This window comes from Kitasatospora sp. NPDC094016 (assembly GCF_040304045.1).
Lineage (GTDB): Bacteria > Actinomycetota > Actinomycetes > Streptomycetales > Streptomycetaceae > Kitasatospora.
Map to the genome: position 1 here is coordinate 53,390 of NZ_JBEOUK010000014.1, position 22,301 is coordinate 75,690.

The window sequence follows — 22,301 nt, forward strand, 5'->3', positions numbered from 1 at the left end:
TTGTTTCTGCGCTCCGGCTCGCGCCGTCGCTCGGGCTGGGGCGCGCCGGTCTCAGTTCTGTTGGGCCGAGGCGAGCTTGGCCGCCGCGTCCGCGTCGACGCAGGACTGGATCACCGCGTTCAGTTCGCCGTCCAGGACCTGGTCCAGGTTGTACGACTTGAACCCCGTGCGGTGGTCCGAAATGCGGTTCTCCGGGTAGTTGTACGTCCGGATCCGCTCGGAGCGGTCCACCGTACGGACCTGGCTGCGACGCGCGTCCGAGGCCTCGCGCTCGGCCTCCTCCTGCGCGGCGGCCAACAGGCGCGACCGCAGGATGCGCATCGCCTGCTCCTTGTTCTGCAGCTGGCTCTTCTCGTTCTGGCAGGACGCCACGATACCGGTCGGCAGGTGGGTGATCCGGACCGCGGAGTCGGTGGTGTTGACCGACTGGCCGCCGGGGCCGGACGAGCGGTAGACGTCGATCCGCAGGTCGTTGGCGACGATCTCGACCTCGACCTCCTCCGCCTCGGGGGTGACCAGCACGCCCGCCGCGGAGGTGTGGATGCGGCCCTGGGACTCGGTGGCGGGGACGCGCTGCACGCGGTGCACGCCGCCCTCGTACTTCAGCCGGGCCCAGACGCCCTGCCCGGGCTCGGCGTTGCCCTTGGTCTTCACGGCCACCGAGACGTCCTTGTAGCCGCCGAGGTCGGACTCGTTGGCGTCGATGATCTCGGTCTTCCAGCCGATCCGCTCGGCGAAGCGCAGGTACATCCGGAGCAGGTCGCCGGCGAACAGCGCGGACTCCTCGCCGCCCTCACCCGCCTTGATCTCCAGGATGACGTCCTTGTCGTCGCTCGGGTCGCGCGGCACGAGCAGCAGCCGCAGCTCCTCGGTCAGCCCCTCGCGGCGCTGCTCGCCGTCCTTCACCTCGGCGAGGAACTCCGGTTCCTCGGCGGCGAGTTCGCGCGCGGCCTCGATGTCCTCGCCGGCCTGTCGCCACTGCCGGTAGACCCGGGTGATCGGGGTCAGCTCGGCGTACCGCTTGGCCAGCTTGCGAGCGTTGGCCTGGTCGGCGTGGACGGACGGGTCGGCCAGCCTCTTCTCGAGGTCGGCGTGCTCGACGAGGAGCTCTTCGACTGCCTCGAACATGGAGTGGGCCTTCTTCCCGTGAGAACCGTTGGAAGCCGGGGAGGACCGGCCGGTCGTGCGAACCGCTGGAGGGGGTGCTGGGGGATGCGAACGGCGCCGGCCCCCAGCGCCCCCGGAACGAGTACGGGGGCGCCGGGAACCGGCGCCGTGGGAGCGCTAGGCCTTCGCGCTGTGCTGCTTGCCGAAGCGGGCCTCGAAGCGGGCCACGCGGCCACCGGTGTCGAGGATCTTCTGCTTGCCGGTGTAGAACGGGTGGCACTGCGAGCAGACCTCGGCGCGGATCTCGCCACTGGCCTCGGTCGAGCGGGTCGTGAACTCGGCGCCGCAGGTGCAGGTCACACGGGTGACCACGTACTCGGGGTGAACGTTGGGCTTCAAGGGGTTCTCCTAGGTTCGGGAGGGCACCGGGTCGGCGGCGGGAACGCCGCACGTGAACCGGGACCGACGGACCAGTCTGCCAGGACCGGCCGCATCTTCCCAAACCGGGTCGTGTTCCGGGATATTCCGGGCGCGGCTCAGCGCCGGGCGGGAGCCTTCGCCGGGGCCGTGGGAGCGGCCGTGGGAGCGGCCTGGGCGGGGTTCTCGGGCTGCGCCGAGACGATCGCCTGCGGGACCGGCTGGTCGGCCTTGAGGGCCGCCCAGAGCTGGTCCGCCTGCGGCTGCTGCTGGACCACCCGGTTGGGGTCGCTGGGGGCGGTCACCACCGGCAGGGTCACCATGCCGAGCTGGTCCGGCCCGATCCCCTTGAGCTCCTGGACGAGCCCCACCAGGGCGTTCACCGAGCCCAGCGCGGAGTCGGTGGTGATGCTGCGGGTCATGGTGTCGCCGATCGACCAGAGCTTGACCGGGTTGGAGAACAGCCCGATCCCGCCGGCCTGCTGGAGCAGCGACTTCACCATCTGCTTCTGGAGTTCGATCCGGCCGAGGTCGCTGCCGTCGCCGACGCCGTGCCGGGTGCGGACGAAGGCCAGCGACTGCTGCCCGTCGAGGTGGTGCTCGCCCGGCGGCAGGTCGAGCCCGCTGTCCTTGTCGTGGATGGCCACCGTGGTGTTCACGGTGGCCCCGCCTATCGCGTCCACGACGCGGGCGAAGCCGGCGAAGTCGATCTGCACGTAGTGGTCCATCCGCAGCCCGGTGAGCTGCTCGGTGGTCTTCACCGCGCAGGCCGCGCCGCCGGCCTCGAAGGCGCTGTTGTACATCGCGCGCTTGGCGCCGGCCACCGCCTTGCCGGTGGCGTCGGTGCAGTCGGGCCGGGTGACCAGGGTGTCGCGCGGGATCGAGACGACCTCGGCGTGCGAGTGGTCCTGGTTGACGTGCAGCACCATCGCGGTGTCCGAGCGGGCGGTGTCGCCGGTGTCGCCGCCGGCCAGGTCGCCGTTCTCGCCGCTGCGCGAGTCGGAGCCCAGCACCAGGACGTTGAACGAGCCGTCGGTGGCGGCCGGCGGACGGGCGTCGCCGAGGCGGGCGTTGATGTCGACGCTCTTGATGTTGCCGTTGAGTTTGACGTACGCGTACCCGGCCGCTCCGGCGCCGAGGACGACGAGCGCGGCGAACGCGCAGGCGGCCGCCCGCAGGATCTTGCGGCGGCGGGTCAGGACCCTCTTGTGCTCGGCCATACGGTCCAGAGTAAAACGGACAAGATGATCAAAAAGCCTCATGATGTCCCAACTCTGGAACAAAGCCGAGTGGACGCACCGAACCCCGGACCGCTCGCGCGGTCCGGGGTTCGGTGGGCGACAACCGTCCGGCTACGGTCAGTCGTTGGAGCCGGGGGTGGTCTTGGCGATCTGCATCAGGAACTCGGCGTTGCTCTTGGTCTGCTTCATCTTGTCCAGGAGCAGCTCGATCGCCTGCTGCGAGTCGAGCGCGTGCAGCACCCGGCGCAGCTTCCAGACGATGGCCAACTCCTCGCTGCCGAGCAGGATCTCCTCCTTGCGGGTGCTGGAGGCGTCCACGTCGACGGCCGGGAAGATGCGCTTGTCCGAGAGCTTCCGGTCGAGCTTGAGCTCCATGTTGCCGGTGCCCTTGAACTCCTCGAAGATCACCTCGTCCATGCGCGAGCCGGTCTCGACCAGCGCGGTGGCCAGGATGGTCAGCGAGCCGCCGTTCTCGATGTTGCGCGCGGCACCGAAGAACTTCTTCGGCGGGTACAGCGCGGTCGAGTCGACACCACCGGACAGGATGCGGCCGGAGGCCGGCGCCGCCAGGTTGTAGGCGCGGCCGAGGCGGGTGATCGAGTCCAGCAGGATGACCACGTCGTGGCCCAGCTCCACCAGGCGCTTGGCGCGCTCGATGGCCAGCTCGGCGACGGTGGTGTGGTCCTCGGCCGGGCGGTCGAAGGTCGAGGAGATGACCTCGCCCTTCACCGACCGCTGCATGTCGGTGACCTCTTCCGGACGCTCGTCGACCAGGACGACCATCAGGTGGCACTCGGGGTTGTTGTGGGTGATCGCGTTGGCGACCGCCTGCAGCACCATCGTCTTGCCGGTCTTCGGCGGCGCCACGATCAGACCGCGCTGGCCCTTGCCGATCGGCGACACCAGGTCGATGATCCGGGTGGTCAGGATGCCCGCCTCGGTCTCCAGACGCAGCCGGTCCTGCGGGTAGAGCGGGGTGAGCTTGTTGAACTCGGGGCGGCCGCGGCCGCTCTCCGGGTCCATGCCGTTGACGGAGTCCAGCCGCACCATGGCGTTGAACTTCTCGCGGCGCTCGCCGTCCTTGGGCTGGCGCACCGCGCCGGTGATGGCGTCGCCCTTGCGCAGGCCGTTCTTGCGGACCTGGGCGAGCGAGACGTAGACGTCGTTCTGGCCCGGCAGGTAGCCGGAGGTGCGCACGAACGCGTAGTTGTCGAGGATGTCGAGGATGCCCGCGACCGGGATCAGGACGTCGTCCTCGCCGACCTGCGGCTCGGCGGGGCCGGCCTCGAAGCCCTCGCGGCGGGCGCCACGGCCACGGCGGTCGCGGTAGCGGCCACGGCGGCCGCGGCGGCCGTCACCGAACTCGTCGTCGTCGTAGCCGCCCTGCTGGACCTGCGGCTGCTGGGTCTGCTGGCCACCCTGGCGGGCCTGCTGGCCGTCGCCCTGACCGGCCTGCTGCTGGCCGCCGCCCTGCTGGGGCTGGCGGTCGGTGCGCTCGCGGCGGTTGCGGCGGTCGCGGCGCGACTCGCGGGAGTCGCCGTCCTGGGCCTCGCCGCCGTCCTGACGCTCGGCGCGCTCGGGGCGCTCCGCCCGCTCCGGACGGTCGCCGCGGTCCCGGCGGTCCCGGCGGTCGCGACGGGTCTCGGTGCGGCCCTCCTCGCGGCCCTCGAAGGCGCGGGTCTCGGCCTGGCGGGTCTCGGCCTGCTTGGGCTCGGCCACCGCGACGGCGGCGTCGGCCGTGGCGTCGGCGGTCGGGGCACCGGCGGCCGAGGTGGCGCGGCGGCGGGTGCGCTCGGCACGAGCGGGCGCGGCGGTCTCGGCGGCGGCCTGGACCGGGATCTCGATCTGGGCCTGCGACTCGGCGGCGGCGGCCGGGGCCGCGGCGGCCGCGGCGGCGGCCTTGGTGCGGCGGGCCGGCTTCTCGGCCGGCGCCTCGGCGGCGTCCGCCTTGGCGGCGGTGCGCTTGGCGGCGGCCGGAGCACCACCGGCGGCGAGCAGCGGGTCTCCGCCGCTCTTCTCCTTGATGGTCTCGATCAGCTGGCTCTTGCGCATGCGTCCGGTACCGGTGATGCCCAGGTCCCCGGCGAGCTTCTGCAGCTCGGCCAGGACCATGCCGTCCAGGCCGGCGGCGGCGGTACGGCGGCGCCGCGCCGGGGCCGCGGGGGCGGCGGCTGCGTCCGACGCCTCGGCGTCCTGGCGCGCGCCCATCAGATCGGTGGAGTCGCTCACTAAGGGTCCTTCCCTGGAGCGGACGTCGGCCTGTCTGGCTCGGCGACCGGTTGTGCTGTCCTGACCAACGCTCGACTGCGTCGGTCCGAGGCGGTGATCCCCCGAAAGGCGGAAGCCGGTCGAGGGAGAGCTGCGAGGTGCGGTGCGTGAAGCACGGTGGTGCTGAGTGGCGCGGCGGGCCGGTCGGTCGAGTGCCGACCGGGCGTACCCCCACGCTTGCCTGCGAATCCCGGGCCCCCGTCGCGTGACGGTGGACCGCGCTCCGCCCGTCCTGGCCTCAAGGTGGGAGGCCGCGGGTGGGAGTCAGGTGCCGTCACGGCTTCGGGATGCGGCCGCGTGTCGCGCAGGCAGGCTGCGTACGCGCTGCGGTGGGCTCCCGGAGAATCGTCGCCCCGTGCATCGCCGCGACTCCACGGCAGTGGAGTGCTGGGATCGGGACGCGGCGCACCGAGCCCCGGAGGGCACCTGGTGCAGCAATGAGGTTAACACTACCGACCCCCTCAGACATTCCCCAGCCTTGCGCTTGCCAATCGTGTCCGGACGGCCCGGCTCGGCAGGTGGCCGGGCCGGGCCGGACGAGCAGCCCGGACGGGCCGTTCAGCCGTCCAGCGGGAGCACGGTGGCCCCGATCCGGTCGAGCTCCAGGCGGTGCGCGGCGAACGCCGGATCGCCGCCGTGGCCGTGGTGCCCGGCGAAGGAGAGCACCTTGTCGGCGCCCGCCTCGTCGGTGAGCGCGAGGACGGTCGGACCGGCCCCGGAGATCACCGCGGGGACGCCCTCCGCGCGCAGCGCGCCCACCAGGGCGGCACTGTCGGGCATGGCGGAGGAGCGGTAGTCCTGGTGCAGGCGGTCCTCGGTGGCGGCGAGCAGCAGCTCGGGCCGCCTGGTCAGCGCCTCGACCAGCAGCGCGGCGCGGCCGGCGTTGACGGCGGCGTCGGTCAGCGGGACGGTCTTGGGCAGCAGGCCGCGCGCGGTCTCGGTGAGCACCTCGTCAGCGGGGACGAACACCACCGGGACGACCTGGTCGGAGGGCTCCAGGCTGACCGCCTTGGCCGACTCCTCGTCCGTCCAGGCGATGGTGAAGTTGCCGCGCAGGCAGGCCGCGACGTTGTCGGGGTGGCCCTCCAGCTCGGAGGCGAGGGCCAGCAGCGCGTCGTCGTCCAGCGCGGACGGGCCGCCGATGGTGACCGCGCGGGCGGCCACGATGCCGGCGCAGATCGCGGCCGAGGAGGAGCCGAGGCCGCGGCCGTGCGGTATCCGGTTGGCACAGACCACTTCGAGGCCGCGCGGCTGGCCGCCGAGGCGGTCGAAGGCGGCGCGCATCGAGCGGACCAGCAGGTGGCGCTCGTCGCGGGGCAGCGTGTCGGCGCCCTCGCCGGCGATGTCGATGGAGAGCCCGGAGTCGGCGACCCGGACGACCACGTCGTCGTACAGGCCCAGCGCGAGGCCGAAGGCGTCGAAGCCCGGGCCGAGGTTGGCACTGGTCGCGGGAACCCGGACCCGGACGGCGGCGGCACGGAACGCGGGACCGGCCATGCGGTGGACTCTCCTGGGGAAATCGGGCGGCGCGGATCGCGTCGTCGGTGCGAAGGCGGGGAATGGACCACAGGCCCCGGCGGGGCGGGCGGTCACGGTCGTTGGCGCGGCCTGAGAAGGCCGGACCCGGGGCATGTGCCACACGGCCGAACCCAGAGTATCGAAGAGAGGTTCCCCAGTGGTACACCCCGTGGTCCTCCGATCTGGTGTGTTGCCGCTTCTGGCCGGAATGCGTACCGGAGTCCGATCGGAATGCGCGGCGTAATTGACACAAAAGTGTCACCGGAGAACATCGACGGGCCGACCCCCGAAAGGGTCGGCCCGTCGAGGCGTCGGGCGCCCGCGGGGCCCGCGGGGCCCGACGGCAGGTCAGTCCAGCAGGCCCAGGCGCTGCGCCGCCGCCTCCGGGTCGATCGGGACGATCTGCGGCTGCGGCGCGCCGGCCACCGCCCAGTCCGGGTCCTTGAGGCCGTTGCCGGTCACGGTGCAGACGATGCGCTGGCCCGGGTCGACCAGACCGGCCTCCGCCTTGGCCAGCAGGCCGGCCACCGAGGCGGCCGAGGCGGGCTCCACGAAGACGCCCTCCTGCGCGGCCAACAGCCGGTAGGCGGACAGGATCTGACGGTCCGTCACCTTGTCGATGAGGCCGCCCGACTCGTCCCGCGCGGCGAGCGCGAAGTCCCAGGAGGCCGGGTTGCCGATCCGGATCGCGGTGGCGATGGTCTGCGGCTTGAGCACCGGCGCGCCGTCCACGATCGGGGCCGAGCCGGAGGCCTGGAAGCCCCACATCCGCGGGGTGCGCGTGGCCAGGCCGTCGGCGGAGTACTCGCGGTAGCCCTTCCAGTACGCGGTGATGTTGCCCGCGTTGCCGACCGGCAGGACGTGGATGTCCGGAGCGTCGCCGAGCATGTCGACGATCTCGAAGGCCGCGGTCTTCTGGCCCTCGATCCGCACCGGGTTCACCGAGTTGACCAGCGCCACCGGGTACTTCTCGGACAGTTCACGCGCGAGGGTGAGGCAGTCGTCGAAGTTCCCGTCCACCTGGAGGATCCTGGCGCCGTGCACCAGCGCCTGGCCCATCTTGCCGAGGGCGATCTTGCCCTGCGGGACGAGCACCGCGCAGACCATCCCGGCCCGCACCGCGTACGCGGCGGCGGAGGCCGAGGTGTTGCCGGTGGAGGCGCAGATGACGGCCTGTGCCCCCTCCTCCTTGGCCTTGGAGATGGCCATCGTCATCCCGCGGTCCTTGAAGGAGCCGGTCGGGTTGGCGCCCTCGACCTTGAGGTAGACCTCGCAGCCGGTGCGCTCGGACAGCACCTGGGCGGGGACCAGCGGCGTGCCGCCCTCCAGCAGGGTGACCACCGGGGTGGCCGCGGTGACCGGCAGGCGGTCCCGGTACTCCTCGATCAGGCCGCGCCACTGGTGGGTGTGCGCGCCTCGGACGACGTTCTCGGCAACGGCGTTCATGGCTGTTCCTTACTCCCCTTCGACCCGCATGATGCTGGCCACGTCCCGCACGCTGTCCAGCGCGCGGAGCTTGTCGACCGTCGCCGACAGCGCGGCGTCGGTGGCACGGTGAGTGACCACGACGAGCGAGGCGTCGCCGTCGCGGCCCTGCTGGCGCACGGTGTCGATGGAGACGCCGTGCTCCGCGAAGACGGACGCGACCTGGGCGAGGACACCCGCACGGTCGTCCACGTCCAGGCTGACGTGGTAGCGGGTGACCACCTCGTCCATCGGCTTGGCGGGCAGCTGCGTGTACACCGAGTCACCGGGACCGGTGGCACCGGCCAGCTTGTTGCGACAGACCGCGACCAGGTCGCCGAGCACCGCGGAGGCGGTCGGCGAGCCGCCCGCGCCCGGGCCGTAGAACATCAGCCGGCCGGCCGCCTCGGCCTCGACGAACACCGCGTTGTACGCCTCGCGGACGGAGGCCAGCGGGTGCGACAGCGGGATCATCGCCGGGTGGACCCGCGCGGTGACGGACTCGCCGTCCGCCGCCCGCTCGCAGATCGCGAGCAGCTTGACCACGCAGCCCATCTCCTTGGCGGAGGCGATGTCGGCGGCCGTCACCTCGGTGATGCCCTCGCGGTAGACGTCCGCCGCGGTGACCTTGGTGTGGAAGGCGATGCCGGCCAGGATCGCGGCCTTGGCGGCGGCGTCGAAGCCCTCGACGTCGGCCGTCGGGTCGGCCTCGGCGTAGCCCAGCGCGGTGGCCTCCTCCAGCGCCTCCGAGTAGCCGGCGCCGGTGGTGTCCATCTTGTCGAGGATGAAGTTGGTGGTGCCGTTGACGATGCCCAGCACCCGGTTGACCTTGTCCCCCGCGAGGGACTCGCGCAGCGGGCGCAGCAGCGGGATCGCGCCCGCCACCGCGGCCTCGTAGTACAGGTCCACCCCGGCCCCGGCGGCCGCGGCGTGCAGCTCGGTGCCGTCCTTGGCGAGCAGCGCCTTGTTGGCGCTGACCACCGAGGCGCCCCGCCGGAACGCCGACAGGATGAGGTGTTTGGACGGCTCGATGCCGCCCACGACCTCGACCACCACGTCGATGTCGCCGCGGTTGACCAGGGCCTCGGCGTCGGTGGTGATCAGGTGCTCGGGCACGCCCGGGCGCACCCGGCCGGCCCGGCGGACCGCGATCCCCGCGAGCTCGACCGGGGCACCGATGCGCGCGGCGAGGTCGTCGGCCGTCGTCGTCATGATGCGCGCCACCTCGGAGCCCACCACACCACAACCCAGCAACGCCACCTTCAGCGGGCGCGTACGCATCATCCGACTCCGCTCTGCATTCTTCGTGCTTCGGTAATTCCGGCGGGATTCTGGGGGCCGCCGGGAACTTCGGTCCGTACCAGTCTCGGGGACTTCCCGCACGGATCTACGGTCGTTCCATGATCTGAGACAAGGATTTCGTCATCCGATATCGAGACGCAGGAGATCCTCCTCCGTCTCGCGCCGGACGATCACCCGCGCGGCGCCGTCCTTGACGGCCAGCACGGGAGGCTTCAGGGCGTGGTTGTAGTTGCTCGCCATCGAGCGGCAGTACGCGCCGGTGGCGGGCACCGCGATCAGGTCGCCCGGGGCCAGGTCGGCCGGCAGGAAGGCGTCCCGGACCACGATGTCGCCGGACTCGCAGTGCTTGCCGACCACCCGCGCCAGCATCGGCTCGGCGTCGCTGCGGCGCGACACCAGGGCCACCGAGTACTCGGCGTCGTACAGCGCGGTCCGGATGTTGTCGGACATCCCGCCGTCCACGCTGACGTAGGTGCGCAGGCCCTCCAGCGGCTTGACGGTGCCGACCTCGTACAGCGTGAACGCCGTCGGGCCGACGATCGCCCGGCCCGGCTCCACGCTCAGCCGGGGGGTGTTCAGGTTCGCGGCGGCGCACTCGCGGCGCACGATGTCGGCCAGCGCGGCCGCGATCTCGGCCGGCTCGCGCGGGTCGTCCTCGCTGGTGTACGCGATGCCCAGGCCGCCGCCCAGGTCGATCTCGGGCAGCTCCACGCCGTGCTCGTCGCGGATCTCGGCCAGCAGGCCGACCACCCGGCGGGCGGCCACCTCGAAACCGGCGGTGTCGAAGATCTGCGAGCCGATGTGCGAGTGGATGCCGCGCAGCTCCAGGCCCTCGTGCCCGAGCACCCGGCGCACCGCCTCGGCGGCCGAGCCGTTGCCCAGGGAGAGCCCGAACTTCTGGTCCTCGTGCGCCGTGGCGATGAACTCGTGGGTGTGCGCCTCGACGCCGACGGTGATCCGGATCAGCACCTGCTGGCGGACGCCCTGGCGCGCGGTGACGGCGGCCAGCCGCTCGATCTCCTCGTAGGAGTCGACCACGATGCGCCCGACGCCGGTCTTCACCGCGTGTTCGAGCTCGTCCGCCGTCTTGTTGTTGCCGTGCAGCGCGATCCGCTGCGGCGGCATCCCGGCGGCCAGCGCCACCGTCAGCTCGCCGGAGCTGCACACGTCGAGGTTCAGGCCCTCCTCGTGCAGCCAGCGCACGATCGCCTTGGAGAGGAACGCCTTGCCGGCGTAGAAGACGTCCGCCTCGGTGCCGAAGGCGTCGCGCCAGGCCCGCGCCCGGGCCCGGAAGTCGTCCTCGTCGAGCACGTAGGCCGGCGTGCCGAACTCGGCCGCCAGGGACTTGACGTCGATCCCGCCGACGGTGGCCACGCCCTCGGCGTCGCGGGCGACGGTGCGCGACCAGACCTTGGGGTCGAGCGCGTTCAGGTCGGCCGGCGGGGCGGCGTAGTGGCCCTCGGGCAGTACGTCACCGTGACGGGGGCCTGCGGGGTGTGCGGAGCGAGACATGTCCTCTGCTTCCTTGACCTATGGCGAGGGGCGGCGACGGTCTCCGTTGACCGTCAGCCGCCCCCGCTGCGCACTTGGGGGTGGTGCCTACATCCGCTCGGGCGCCGTGACGCCCAGGAGCATCAGGCCGTTGGCCATCACCGTTCGCGTGGCCTCGACCAGCCAGAGCCGGGCGCGGTGCGTGTCCGTGAGCTCCTCGTCGCCCTTGGGCAGGAACATGCAGTTCTCGTACAGGCGGTGGTACTTGCCCGCGAGGTCCTCCAGGTAGCGGGCGACCCGGTGCGGCTCGCGCAGCTCGCCGGCCGTGGCCAGGATCCGCGGGAACTCGCCGAGGGCACCGAGGATGTCGTTCTCCCACACGGTGGCGAGCAGCTCGGGCTTGAAGTCCTCCGCCGCGCCCTTGTCCACGCCGAGCTGCGCGGCCTTGCGGGCCACGCCGCACATCCGGGTGTGCGCGTACTGGACGTAGTAGACCGGGTTCTCGTTGGACTGGCTGGTCAGCACGTTGATGTCGAGCGTGATGGTGGAGTCCGTGGGGGACCGCGTCAGGGTGTAGCGGGCGGCGTCCACGCCGATCCACTCGATCACGTCGTCGATCGTGATGATGTTGCCGGCCCGCTTGGACATGCGGACCTCTTCGCCGTCGCGAAGCATCTTCACGAACTGGCCGATCTTGACCTCGATGTTGCGGTTCATGTCGTCGCCCGCGCAGGCCACGATGGCCTTCAGCCGGTTGACGTAGCCGTGGTGGTCGGCGCCCAGCATGTAGACGGAGACCTCGGCACCGCGGTCCCGCTTCGACAGGTAGTACGCGGCGTCGGCGGCGAAGTAGGTGGTCTCGCCGTCGGCCTTGACCAGGACGCGGTCCTTGTCGTCGCCGAAGTCGGTGGTGCGCAGGAAGACCGCGCCGTCCTGCTCGAAGACGTGGCCCTGCTCGCGCAGCCGGTCCATGGCCTTCTCGACCGCGCCGGACTCGTGCAGCGTCTTCTCGGAGAACCAGACGTCGAAGTGGGTGCCGAACTCCTGCATCGAGCGCTGGATCTCGGCCACCATGAGCTTGAGGCCCTCGGTGCGGAAGGCCTCCAGCTGCTCGGCGTCGGGCAGGTCGAGCACGCCCGGGACGCCGTCGGTGATCGCCTTGGCGATGTCGCCGATGTACTCGCCCACGTAGCCGTCGGCGGGAACGGGCTGGCCGTTCGCGGCCGCCTTCAGCGAGCCGGCGAACTTGGAGATCTGCACGCCGGCGTCGTTCAGGTAGTACTCGGTGGTGACGTCGGCGCCGCTGGCCCGCAGCACGCGCGCCAGCGAGTCGCCGACGGCGGCCCAGCGGACGCCGCCGATGTGGATCGGGCCGGTCGGGTTGGCGGAGACGAACTCCAGGTTGATCTTCAGGCCCTTGAGCACCTCGTTGCGCCCGTAGGCCTCGCCGGTCTCGACGATGGTGCGCGCCAGCGCGCCCTGGGTCGCGGCGTCCATGGTGACGTTCAGGAAGCCCGGCCCGGCGATGTCGACCTTGGCGACGCCGGTGATCCCTCGCAGGCGGTCGGCCAGCAGTTCCGCCACGGCTCGCGGCGGGCGGCCGGCCGCCTTGGCGAGCTGGAGGGCCACGTTGATCGCGTAGTCGCCGTGGTCCCTGTTCTTGGGTCGCTCGACCGTCACGTGCTCGGGCACGGCGACGGTCAGCTCGCCCGCCTCGACGGCGGCGCTCACTGCGGCCTGGACTGCCTGGGAAAGCTCTGCGGGTGTCACGACGCCAAGCGTAGGCGAGACGGGGTGCCCGCCCGCCACCCGGTTTGCCGGTCGGGACGCCCGCGAGCCCTCCCGTCAGCGGTGTCAGCCTCGATCGGTCCGCTCTGTTCGCTCAGGGCGAAACCCGCTCGGCTGTCCTCCCAGGGTCATCAGCCGCCGCACCAGCGCCACCAGATCGGCCGGGTCGAAGGGCTTGCCGAGGTAGCCGTCCACCCCGACGGCCTCCCCCAGGTCCAGATCGGCCGGGGTGCAGGCGCTCACGATCGCGATCGGCAGCCGGCTGGTCCCCGGGTTCGCGCGCAGCCGGGCCGCCGTCCGCAGGCCGTCCAGGCGCGGCATCATCACGTCCAGCGTCACCACGTCCGGCTTCACCCGGCGGACCACCTCCAGGCACTCGGCGCCGTCGGCGGCGGTCACCACCTCGAAGCCCTCGAGCTCCAGGTTGACCCTGATCAGCTGGCGGATCACCTCGCTGTCGTCCACCACGAGGACCCGCCCGGACACTCCCGACACCTCACCGAGGGTATCGGCGCCCCCGCCGCCCCGTCCGGCCTTTGGGCACTTCCGCCGCCCCTCGCCACCGGCCGCCGGCGCACCCCGCACCCGCTCCGGCACCCCCGCCGCAAACCCGTGCACGGACCGCGCCCCGAGCCTGGTAGTGTTCTTCACGTCGGAGGCCGAAACGCCGACGACAGAGCAGGCCCCCGTAGCTCAGGGGATAGAGCACCGCCCTCCGGAGGCGGGTGCGTAGGTTCGAATCCTACCGGGGGCACTTCGCAAGGAGTGCGACTGAGGCCCAGATCAGTGGAGTTGATCCACGGATCTGGGCCTTCGTCATGTCCGGGCCCGGTTGGCGGCGCGCGGGGCGGGCCCGACCGGGCTCAGGACGAGGTGCCCTCGACCTGGGAGACCAACCCGGCGATGGTGTGGTCGAAGTAGGCGCTGTAGGACACGTCGTCGGTGTCGCCGCCCTGCTGGTAGCCACCGATGGCGCCGACCACGTCGCCGGTGGCGACGTTGATCCAGGGGCCGCCGCTGGTGCCGGACGGGTAGGCGGGGCAGTCGATGACGCGCTGGTAGGTGCTCTGCCGGCCCGTGGTGTTGGTGCACAGGAGGGGCTCCTCGGCGTCGCCGGGGTAGCCGTAGAGGCGGACGGTGGCGCCGAAGGGCTCGTCGGCGCCGAGCCGGTTGCCGCCGACCACGTCCTCGACCTTCCGGCCGTTGCTCGGGGCCGTCTCCAGGATGGCGAAGTCCTCGTCCTGGTCGCCCTTCTGGGACCAGCCGGTGGTGGTGTGGACCGCGGTGACCTGCCAGCTGCCGTACGGGGCGGAGCCGTCGCGGTAGCCGGGGACGAAGGTGACGCCGGAGGCGCTGCTGAGGCAGTGCGCGGCGGTCAGCAGCAGGTTGCCGCCGGGGCTGTGCAGCACGCTGGCGGTGCAGAAGTGGTTGCCGGCCGCCACGCTGCCGCTGAACAGCGCGCCCACGGTGGCGGCTTCGGGGGTGGCGGCGGCGGTCGCGGTGGTGCCGAGGACGACGCCGCGGGTGTCGGGGGTGGCCGGCGCGGAGGGCGTCGGGGCGGCCGCCGGGGCGCTGCCGGGGTCGGCGCTCACGCCGTCGGTCGCACTGCCGGTCGCGCCGTCGGTCGGGCTGTCGGTCGGGGCGGCGGAGGGGCTGTCGGTCGGAGCGGCGGCGTCGACCGGTGCGGGTGCGGCGGGCGCCTCGGACGCGGGCCCGGTCGCGGCCGGCGCGACGGCGGCCCGGGAGCTGCGGGCCGCCTTCCCGGCGGCCGTCGCGTCGGACAGGCTCAGCCCGTGCGTGCCGGTGACCACGGCGGCCACCACCACCGCCGAGAGCGCGGTGAACAGGGTCGGCCCCAGCAGGCTGCGGCGGCGGCGCGACGTCGGGCGGCTGTGCTGACCCATGTCTGTCTCTCCTGCCAGTGATCGACGGTTTCCCGGGGGCTGCGTGCGATCAACGACTATGCCGTTTCAGCCTGGAAAGGTCGTTACCGGTGGCTGGGATATCCATGAGAAAAAGCTCACCCGTCGGCGCGTGAGCGGTCCAGCGCGCTCCCCAGCTCCTCGGCCCCGATGAAGGCGGTGTGCGTCCCGGCGACGGTGCAGGTGAAGGCACCCGCGACCGAGCCGGCCCGGGCGCACTCCAGCGGCGGGCGGCCCCGGAACCAGGCGGCGAGGAAGCCCGCGACGAAGGCGTTCCCGGCGCCGTTGGTGTCCACCACCGGGCGGCCCGGGTCGACGGCCGGGAGGTGGCGCACCTCGTCGTCGTCCCGGGTGAGCAGGTAGCAGCCGTCGGCGCCCGCGGTGGCGGTGACGACACCGGCGCGGCCCTCGGCGAGGATCGCGCGCATCACCTGCTCGTGCCGGCCGCGGCAGCCGGCCACCGAGAGGAACACCAGGTCCGAGCCGAGCGCGTAGTCGCGGTGGTGCGGGTTGCCGCCGTCCCAGTCGTGCAGGTCGGTGGAGGTGGTGCGGCCGGGCCGGTGGAGGTCGGCGTACATGTCCCGGTTGACGCCGGTGATGGAGAGGTGGACGTGCCGGCTGCGCCGCGCGTACGGCAGGTAGAACTCGGGCGGCAGCCGCAGGTCGGCGGGGTGGCGGCCGTCGAAGAAGGAGAACCGGCGGCCGGCGGCGTCCACCAGGTTGACCCCGCGCGGGGTGCCGTGCGGGCTCACCAGGTGCGCGAAGTGCAGGCCGTGGCGCTCGTAGGAGGCGCGGACCAGGGCGCCCTGCGGGTCGTCGCCGAGGAAGTCGAGGAAGGCGGTGCGCAGGCCGAGGTGGTGGGCGCCGAGGGCGACGCCGTTGCCGGTGTGGCCGACGTAGTCGCGGACGGGTCCGACGAACAGCGAGTCGCCGGGCGGGACCTCCAGCCGGTCCACCCGGACGATGGTGTCGACGCCGGAGCCGCCGACGACGAGCAGGTCGAACTCGGGCAGCACGGCGGCGCCTCCTCGGTCCCTGGACGGTGGCCAGGAGTCAAGCAGGCGCCGGAGGTGGCTGCAAGGTCTTGCTGAAAATTTCAGGGTTCTCGTCGGGGCTCTGCCGGGACGGCCGCGTGGGCCCCCGCCTGCGCCTTGCCCGGGACGACGGTCGCCACAGCGCGCGCCGGCCGGTGGTCGATCACCCGGAAGGCGATCAGCGCGGCCAGCAGCAGGACGCCCGTCGACACCCAGTTCGCGACCACGTAGCCGTGCACCGTGGCCTGGGCCCGCACCACCGGCGACGAGGCGATCCGGGTGGCCAGGAACGACGCGGTGGCACTGGCCGCGACCGTGTTCAGCAGCGCCGTGCCGAACGAACCGCCCACCTGCTGGGCCGAGTTGATGGTCGCCGAGGCCGCGCCCGCCTCGCGCGGGGAGACCCCGAGGGTGGCCAGGTTCATCGACGGCATGAAGACCAGGCCCATGCCCGAGCCGAGCAGCAGTTCGGCGGGCAGCACCGTGCCGGCCCACGGGCTGTCCACCGTCATCCGGGTCAGCCAGGCCATGCCGGCCGCGGCGAGCAGCAGCCCGGGGCAGACCAGGTTCCGGGTCGGCACCCTGGTCATCAGCCGGGCCGCGAAGCCGGTCGAACTGAGCACGATGGCGGCCGTCATGGGCAGGAAGGAGACGCCCGACAGCACCGGCGAGAAGTGCTTGATGACCTGGAGGTAGTAGGTGAGGAAGAGGAACAGGCCGAACATGCCGATCATGGCCAGGCCGACCGAGAGGGCGGCGCCGCCGCGGTTGCGGTCGGCAACGATGTGCAGCGGCAGCAGCGGGTGCGCGGTGCGCCTCTCGACCAGGACGAACACCGCGAGCAGCGCCAGACCGGCGGCCAGCGAACCGAGCACCAGCCCGTCGCCCCAGGTCCGGGTGACGGCCTCGGAGGTGCCGAAGACGATCGCCAGCAGGCCGCCGCAGCCGAGCAGCGCGCCGGGCAGGTCGAGCCGGACCCGGCGCCCCCCGGCGGCGCTGTCGCGCTCCAGGAGGCCGGTGGCCGCGAGGGCCGCGGCGGCGGCGATCGGGACGTTGACGAACAGGCACCAGCGCCAGTCCAGGTACTCGGTCAGCAGCCCGCCCAGGATCAGGCCGAGTGCGGAGCCGCCGGCGGCGATCGCGCCGAAGACGCCGAAGGCCGTACTGCGCTCCCTGGGGTCCGTGAATGTGGTGGAGAGCAGTCCCAGGGCCGAGGGGGCGAGCAGGGCGCTGAACCCGCCCTGGAGGGCGCGGGCGCCGAAGAGCATGGCCGAGCCGTCCGCCGAGCCGCCGAGGGCGGAGGCGGCGGCGAAGCCCAGTAGGCCGACGGTGAAGACGCGCTTGCGGCCGAAGAGGTCGCCCAGCCGCCCGCCGAGCAGCAGCAGGCCGCCGAAGGCGAGCGTGTAGGCGGTGATCACCCACTGCCGGTCGGCGTCGGAGATGCCCAGGTCCCGCTGGGCCGACGGCAGCGCGATGTTCACGATGGTGACGTCGAGGACGATCATGAGCTGGGCGACGGCGATGACCGCCAGCGCCCACCAGCGGCGGCTGTCCGCGTTCTCATGACCGGTGGCGGTTCGCGCAGACACTGGTCAGCCTTCCGGAGGGGTACGGAGGGGTCACGCAGTCGGGGATGTCACGCAGTCGCCTTCAAGCGAAGCTCTCGCACGGTCGGATGGCAAGGAAAAACCTCACCAAATCGACCTTTTCGGACCAAAGGACCAGCGGCCCCGGGACTCGCGGACGAGGCCCGGGGCCGGCTGCCGCCCTACAGCGCGGACAGCTCGTCGACCAGGTCGTCCAGCCCCAGCGAGCCCTGCGAGAGCGCCGCCATGTGCCAGGCCTTGAGGTCGAACTCCTCGCCACGCGCCTCGTGCGCCGCCCGCGCCGCCGCCCGGCCGCGCAGCCAGGCGCGCTCGCCCAGCTTGTAGCCGATGGCCTGGCCGGGCATGCCCAGGTAGCGGACCAGTTCGCTGTCCAGGTAGTCGGGGGTCAGGCCGCAGTACCGGCCGAAGAACTCCCGGGCCGCCTCCGGGCTGACCGGCTCGCCCGGCAGGTACGGGGAGTCGGCCGGGAAGTCCAGGCCCGCGTGCATGCCGATGTCGACGATCACCCGCAGCGCGCGCATCATCTGCGCGTTGAGGTAGCCGAGGCGGTGACCCGGGTCGGTGAGGTAGCCGAGCTCGTCCATCAGGCGCTCGGCGTACAGCGCCCAGCCCTCCAGGTTGGCGCTCACCCCGCCCAGGCTGACCTGGTAGGTGGAGAGCCGGTCCGCGACGTAGTTCCACTGCGCGAGCTGCAGGTGGTGGCCCGGGACGCCCTCGTGGTACCAGGTGGAGACCAGGTCCCAGACCGGGAAGCGCTCCCGGCCGAGCGCCGGCAGCCAGGTCCGCCCGGGGCGGCTGAAGTCCAGCGAGGGCGCGCTGTAGTACGGCGCGGCCGCACTGCCGGCCGGGGCGATCCTCGACTCGACCCGGGTGATCGGCTCGGCCAGGTCGAAGTGGGTGCCCTGGAGGTCCCGGACCGCCCGGTCCATCAGCTCCTGGAGGTACACCCGGGTGGCCTCGGCGCCCTGCACGGCCGGGCCGTCCGACTCCAGCCACTTCATCGCCGCCATCGGGCCGGCGCCCGGGCGGACCTTCTCGGCCTCGGCCTCCATCTGCGCGAGCAGGTCGTGGAACTCGCTCCAGGCCCACCCGTAGGCCTCGTCCAGGTCCAGGTCGGAGCCGGTCCAGAAGCGGACGAAGCGGCGGTAGCGCTCCCGGCCGGTGGTGTCGGAGGTGCCGGCGGCGGCCGGGCCGTAGACGTCGCGCAGCCAGTCGCGCAGGGCGGCCAGCGCCTCACCGGCGGCCAGCGCGGGCCCGGACAGCTCGGCGCGCAGGCCCTCCGGCGCGCCCTGGACGAACTCGCCGAACCAGCCGCCGGGGACGTTCCCCTCCAGCCACTCGCCGAGCTGCCCGACCACGGTGTCCACCTGGCGCGGGCCGGACAGCAGGCCGCGCTCGATGCCGGCGGCCAGCGTCTCCCGGTACTGCGCCAGCGCGAGCGGGACTCGGGCCAGCCGGCGGCCGACCACCTGCCACTCGGCCTCGGTGTCCGTCCCCATCAGGGTGAAGACGTCCCGGACTTCGTGCACCGGGGAGCCCAGGTTGCGCACCGCGCGGAAGTTCTCCCCGGCCTCGTGGACGGCGAGGGAGGCGGTCAGCCGCTCGCGCAGCAGCCGGGCGCAGCGGCGCTCCGCCTCGTCCTGCGCGGCGTCGGAGCGTTCGGCCTCGGCGAGGGCCGCCAGGGTGCGGCGGCCGAGGTCGGCGATCGCCTCGGCACCGGCCGGCGAGAGGTCGGGCAGCCGGTCGTCCTCGGGGCTGAACCCCAGGTAGACCGCGGTCAGCGGGTCGAGTTCGGCCAGGGCCCGGACGTAACCGTCGGCGACGCGGCGCGGGGTGGTGGCGTCGGAGGTGATCAGTTCTTCAACCATTCGGACATCATGGCGTGGCGAGGGCCGAATGCAAGCCTTTACCGGGCGATCAGTGACATGCACCGGCCGAACCCATCGGGCGGGCCCGCACAAACACACGTTCGGGAAACCGCCGCGCGCGACAGGATCCGATCGGGCCCACGCCCATTACGCTGACCGCCATGGAAGCCCGCCCCACCACGGCAACCGGCCAGGTGCCCGCCCCGGCCGCACCCGGCCCCCGCCCGCGCCGCACCGGCTACCGGCGGCTGCCGGTGCAGCAGCGCCGCGAACAGCTGATCGCGGTCGCCCTGGAACTGTTCGCCGCCCGGCCGCCCGAGGAGGTGGGCCTGGACGACGTCGCCGAGGCCGCCGGCGCCTCCCGCCCGCTGGTCTACCGCTACTTCGCGGGCGGCAAGCAGCAGTTGTACGAGGCGGCGCTGCGCAGCGCCGCCGACGAGCTGACCAGCCGCTTCGCCGTCCCGCTGGCCGGGACCCCGTCCGAGCAGCTGGCGGCCGTCCTGGACGGCTACTTCGCCTTCGTGGCCGAGCACGACGCCGGCTACTCGGCGCTGCTGCGCGGCGGTTCGGTGGTGGAGACGGCCCGCACCTCGGCGATCGTCGACGACGTCCGGCGGGCGGCGCTCAAGCGGACCCTGCGGCACCTCGGCGTGCGGGAGGCCGGGCCCCGGCTGACGCTGCTGGTGCGCTCGTGGATCGCGGTGGTCGAGGGCGCGTCGCTGACCTGGCTGGACGAGGGGCGCACGCTGCCGGTGGGCGAGCTGCGCGACTGGCTGGTGGACCAGTTCACGGCGATGGCGGCGGCGACCGCGCTGCACGACCCGCAGACCGCGCAGGTGCTGGCCGTGCTGCTCGCGCTGGAGGGGCCGCAGGCGTCGCGGGCCGAGCGGCTGCGCGAGGTGCTGGCGGCCCGGTGACCCGACCCCCGTGCCCGGGGTCGGGGCGGCCGGTGCCGCGCCGGCGGGGCGTTACGCCCTGCCGAGCACCTGCCGCTGGCGGCCGAGGCCCTCGATCTCGATCTCGACGATGTCGCCCGGGGCCAGGAACGGCGTGCCGGGGTGGCCCAGGGTGACGCCGGCCGGGGTGCCGGTGACGATCACGTCGCCCGGCTCCAGGACCATGAACTGGCTGACGTAGCGGACCAGTTCGAGCACCGGGAAGATCATCTTGCCGGTGTTGCCGTCCTGCCGCAGCCCGCCGTTGACCCACAGCCGCAGCGGCAGCTGCTGCGGGTCGGCCACCTCGTCCGCGGTGACCAGCCAGGGCCCCAGCGGGGTGAAGGTCTCCGCCGACTTGCCCTTGTCCCACTGGCCGCCGCGCTCGAACTGGAAGGCCCGTTCGGTGACGTCGTTGGCGATCGTGTAGCCGGCGATCACCGCCGCGGCCTCCTCGTGCCCGGCCAGGTAGCGGGCGGTGCGGCCGATCACGACGGCCAGCTCGGCCTCGTAGTCGGTCTTCTCGCCGCCGCGCGGCACCAGCACCTCGTCGTACGGGCCGACCACGGTACAGCTCGGTTTGAGGAAGATCACCGGCTCGTCCGGGGCCGCGACCCCGGCCTCGGCGGCGTGGTCGCGGTAGTTGAGCCCGATGCCGACCACCTTGCCCGGGCGGGCGACCGGCGCGCCCACCCGCTGCCCGGCGAGGTCCACCCGGGGCAGCGCCCCGGCGGCCACGTCCCGCGCCAGGGCGGCGGTGTCCAGCCCGGCCAGGAAGGCCCCGTCGATGTCCCGGGCACGCCCGGAGAGGTCGTACCCGATGCCGTCCTGGCCCAGCACGACCGGGCGCTCGGCGCCCGGGGGTCCGACGCGGAGGAGCTTCATCGATCCGTCACCAGCCTTTTCGTCGCAGCTCGCCGGGGCGGCCGAAGACACCGCACCCGACTCCGGCAACGAGGTATATCAACGCCACCGGTCGGTGGACCAGACAGTCCCGGTGGGCGGATTCCTATCAATTCCCACAGTCGCCACAGACGCCGAATCAGCGGCCCGCACGGTTGACAGCCTCCCGCCCGCACTCCGCCGCGGGCCCTCAGCCGCCCTGCGGGTCGCCGCCGAGCAGACCGGCCAGGCTCAGCGCCCGCGGCCGGCCCGGCCCGCTCCGGGCGGCCTCCCGGTGCCAGCGGTCCAGGTCGCGCAGCACGTCGGCCCGGACGTCCGGTTCGGCGGCCGGCTCCGCGGCCAGCTCGCGCAGCAGCGCGACGGCGGTGCCCGGGCTGCCGTCCCGGGCCAGCCACAGGGCCAGGTCGTGGCAGGTGCGCAGGGTGCGCGGGTCGGCCGGGCCGCAGATCCGGGCGAGGTCGGGGATGAGCCCGGTGAGCATCTCGACGGCCTCCCCGGGGGCGCCCTGCGCGCCGCGCCGCCAGGCCTGGTCGGCCCGGCGGCGCAGTTGCTCCGGGCTGGGGTCGTCCGGGCGGAGCACCCCCGGCCGGACCCGGCGCAGCCGTTCCAGCACCTCGACGGCGGTGGCCGGCCGGTCCGCGGGCCGCTTGGCGAGCAGCCCGGCGACCAGGTCGGCCAGCGCCGGATCGGTGCTGCGCACCCGGGGCGGGGTCCCCTCCAGGTGCTTGTACATGTACTCGGCGGCCGAGGAGGCGCGGAACGGGCGCCGCCCGGTGCAGAGTTCGTACAGCATGACGCCGAGCGCGTAGAGGTCGGCCCGGCCGTCCACGGCGGCGCCGGACCAGCACTCGGGCGCCAGGTACGGGACGGTGCCGACCACGCTGCCGGTGGAGGTGAGCACCGCGGACTGGGTGAGCAGCCGGGCGATGCCGAAGTCCAGCACCTTGGCCTTGCCGCCCGCGTCGACCATCACGTTCTCGGGCTTGATGTCGCGGTGGACGACGCCCGAGCGGTGCGCGGCGTCCAGGGCCTTGCAGACCTGGCGCATCCACCTCAGCGCGGCCTCCTGGTCCGGGACGCCGTCCTTGAGGATGTCGGACAGGGCCCGGCCGCGAACCAGTTCCAGCACCAGGTAGTGGGTCCCCCCGGCGGCGGTCGTGACCAGGCCGTAGTCGTACACGGTCACGATGTGCGGATTGGAGAGGCCGCCGGCCGTGCGGGCCTCGCGGACGAACCGCCCGACGGCCTCCCGGTCGGCGGCGTGCTCCGCCAGCAGCAGCTTGACCGCGACCTCGCGGTCGAGCCGCTGGTCGGTCGCCTTCCAGACCACGCCGAAGCCGCCCCTGCCCAGCCACTCGTCCAGCCGGTACCGGCCGTCGAGCACCTCCCCCTGCTGCATGTCCTCCCCCAAGTCCGCCGTGTCCGGGCGGTGTTCG

At 73.0% G+C, this 22,301-nt stretch carries 17 protein-coding genes and 1 tRNA gene; 2 read left to right on the forward strand and 16 right to left on the reverse strand.

What is annotated here, in order from left to right; translation table 11 throughout:
• Positions 1–51: 51 nt before the first annotated feature.
• The 10 genes from prfA to ABT015_RS15865 all read right to left on the reverse strand — a co-directional run bounded on the left by prfA (position 52) and on the right by ABT015_RS15865 (position 13,082).
• Entirely contained in the window at positions 52–1,128 is a 1,077-nt protein-coding gene (prfA, locus tag ABT015_RS15820) for a peptide chain release factor 1 (RefSeq protein ID WP_350879608.1), read from the reverse strand.
• A 156-nt stretch (positions 1,129–1,284) separates the two neighbouring features.
• Entirely contained in the window at positions 1,285–1,506 is a 222-nt protein-coding gene (gene rpmE / locus ABT015_RS15825) for a 50S ribosomal protein L31 (RefSeq protein ID WP_350879609.1), read from the reverse strand.
• Positions 1,507–1,643: 137 nt separating this feature from the next.
• The gene (locus ABT015_RS15830) at positions 1,644–2,744 is read right to left on the reverse strand and encodes an LCP family protein (RefSeq protein ID WP_350879610.1); all 1,101 of its coding nucleotides are present in this window, start codon (positions 2,742–2,744) and stop codon (positions 1,644–1,646) included.
• A 138-nt stretch (positions 2,745–2,882) separates the two neighbouring features.
• Positions 2,883–4,994: a transcription termination factor Rho gene (rho, locus tag ABT015_RS15835; RefSeq protein WP_350879611.1), complete on the reverse strand. Its 2,112-nt coding sequence runs from the start codon at positions 4,992–4,994 to the stop codon at positions 2,883–2,885.
• A 597-nt stretch (positions 4,995–5,591) separates the two neighbouring features.
• Positions 5,592–6,530 (reverse strand): homoserine kinase, encoded by a 939-nt coding sequence (thrB, locus tag ABT015_RS15840; RefSeq protein WP_350879612.1) that lies wholly within the window; start codon positions 6,528–6,530, stop codon positions 5,592–5,594.
• 369 nt (positions 6,531–6,899) lie between these two features.
• A complete protein-coding gene (gene thrC, locus ABT015_RS15845) occupies positions 6,900–7,997 on the reverse strand; it encodes a threonine synthase (RefSeq protein WP_350879613.1) in 1,098 nt (365 codons plus the stop codon).
• 9 nt (positions 7,998–8,006) lie between these two features.
• Positions 8,007–9,299 (reverse strand): homoserine dehydrogenase, encoded by a 1,293-nt coding sequence (locus tag ABT015_RS15850; RefSeq protein ID WP_350879614.1) that lies wholly within the window; start codon positions 9,297–9,299, stop codon positions 8,007–8,009.
• A gap of 138 nt (positions 9,300–9,437) precedes the next feature.
• Positions 9,438–10,829 (reverse strand): diaminopimelate decarboxylase, encoded by a 1,392-nt coding sequence (gene lysA, locus ABT015_RS15855; RefSeq protein ID WP_350879615.1) that lies wholly within the window; start codon positions 10,827–10,829, stop codon positions 9,438–9,440.
• An 87-nt stretch (positions 10,830–10,916) separates the two neighbouring features.
• Entirely contained in the window at positions 10,917–12,578 is a 1,662-nt protein-coding gene (argS, locus tag ABT015_RS15860; RefSeq protein ID WP_350879616.1) for an arginine--tRNA ligase, read from the reverse strand.
• Positions 12,579–12,662: 84 nt separating this feature from the next.
• A complete protein-coding gene (locus tag ABT015_RS15865) occupies positions 12,663–13,082 on the reverse strand; it encodes a response regulator (RefSeq protein WP_350879712.1) in 420 nt (139 codons plus the stop codon).
• Positions 13,083–13,278: 196 nt separating this feature from the next.
• On the opposite strand from ABT015_RS15865, the gene ABT015_RS15870 reads away from it, so the two are divergent.
• Positions 13,279–13,350: transfer RNA gene (locus ABT015_RS15870), tRNA-Arg, on the forward strand.
• Positions 13,351–13,459: 109 nt separating this feature from the next.
• Here the strand turns inward: ABT015_RS15870 and ABT015_RS15875 are convergent.
• The 4 genes from ABT015_RS15875 to ABT015_RS15890 all read right to left on the reverse strand — a co-directional run bounded on the left by ABT015_RS15875 (position 13,460) and on the right by ABT015_RS15890 (position 19,027).
• Complete coding sequence (locus ABT015_RS15875) at positions 13,460–14,500, reverse strand: trypsin-like serine peptidase (RefSeq protein WP_350879617.1); 1,041 nt, start codon at positions 14,498–14,500, stop codon at positions 13,460–13,462.
• Positions 14,501–14,616: 116 nt separating this feature from the next.
• On the reverse strand, positions 14,617–15,534 hold the full coding sequence (locus ABT015_RS15880; protein WP_502897324.1) for a carbohydrate kinase family protein: 918 nt from the start codon (positions 15,532–15,534) through the stop codon (positions 14,617–14,619).
• An 80-nt stretch (positions 15,535–15,614) separates the two neighbouring features.
• Positions 15,615–17,141 carry an MFS transporter gene (locus ABT015_RS15885; RefSeq protein ID WP_350879618.1) on the reverse strand — a complete coding sequence of 509 codons (1,527 nt, stop codon included), beginning with the start codon at positions 17,139–17,141 and terminating at the stop codon, positions 15,615–15,617.
• A 179-nt stretch (positions 17,142–17,320) separates the two neighbouring features.
• Positions 17,321–19,027, reverse strand: coding sequence for a DUF885 domain-containing protein (locus ABT015_RS15890; protein WP_350879619.1), 1,707 nt, complete (start codon positions 19,025–19,027; stop codon positions 17,321–17,323).
• A gap of 161 nt (positions 19,028–19,188) precedes the next feature.
• Between ABT015_RS15890 and ABT015_RS15895 the strand changes: the two genes are divergently transcribed.
• Positions 19,189–19,944, forward strand: a complete 756-nt coding sequence (locus ABT015_RS15895) for a TetR/AcrR family transcriptional regulator (RefSeq protein ID WP_350879620.1) — start codon at positions 19,189–19,191, stop codon at positions 19,942–19,944.
• A gap of 51 nt (positions 19,945–19,995) precedes the next feature.
• Here the strand turns inward: ABT015_RS15895 and ABT015_RS15900 are convergent, their stop codons facing one another.
• Complete coding sequence (locus tag ABT015_RS15900) at positions 19,996–20,847, reverse strand: fumarylacetoacetate hydrolase family protein (protein ID WP_350879621.1); 852 nt, start codon at positions 20,845–20,847, stop codon at positions 19,996–19,998.
• Between the two features lie 208 nt (positions 20,848–21,055).
• Positions 21,056–22,264: a serine/threonine-protein kinase gene (locus tag ABT015_RS15905; protein WP_350879622.1), complete on the reverse strand. Its 1,209-nt coding sequence runs from the start codon at positions 22,262–22,264 to the stop codon at positions 21,056–21,058.
• Positions 22,265–22,301: the final 37 nt, after the last annotated feature.

Bases quoted from the DNA above. Each gene is read 5' to 3' on its own strand.
- ABT015_RS15895 (WP_350879620.1), top strand. From the start codon at position 19,189: ATGGAAGCCCGCCCCACCACGGCAACCGGCCAGGTGCCCGCCCCGGCC.
- ABT015_RS15900 (WP_350879621.1), bottom strand. From the start codon at position 20,847: ATGAAGCTCCTCCGCGTCGGACCCCCGGGCGCCGAGCGCCCGGTCGTG.
- thrB (WP_350879612.1), bottom strand. From the start codon at position 6,530: ATGGCCGGTCCCGCGTTCCGTGCCGCCGCCGTCCGGGTCCGGGTTCCC.
- prfA (WP_350879608.1), bottom strand. From the start codon at position 1,128: ATGTTCGAGGCAGTCGAAGAGCTCCTCGTCGAGCACGCCGACCTCGAG.
- ABT015_RS15830 (WP_350879610.1), bottom strand. From the start codon at position 2,744: ATGGCCGAGCACAAGAGGGTCCTGACCCGCCGCCGCAAGATCCTGCGG.
- ABT015_RS15850 (WP_350879614.1), bottom strand. From the start codon at position 9,299: ATGATGCGTACGCGCCCGCTGAAGGTGGCGTTGCTGGGTTGTGGTGTG.
- ABT015_RS15890 (WP_350879619.1), bottom strand. From the start codon at position 19,027: ATGGTTGAAGAACTGATCACCTCCGACGCCACCACCCCGCGCCGCGTC.
- lysA (WP_350879615.1), bottom strand. From the start codon at position 10,829: ATGTCTCGCTCCGCACACCCCGCAGGCCCCCGTCACGGTGACGTACTG.
- thrC (WP_350879613.1), bottom strand. From the start codon at position 7,997: ATGAACGCCGTTGCCGAGAACGTCGTCCGAGGCGCGCACACCCACCAG.
- ABT015_RS15905 (WP_350879622.1), bottom strand. From the start codon at position 22,264: ATGCAGCAGGGGGAGGTGCTCGACGGCCGGTACCGGCTGGACGAGTGG.
- ABT015_RS15875 (WP_350879617.1), bottom strand. From the start codon at position 14,500: ATGGGTCAGCACAGCCGCCCGACGTCGCGCCGCCGCCGCAGCCTGCTG.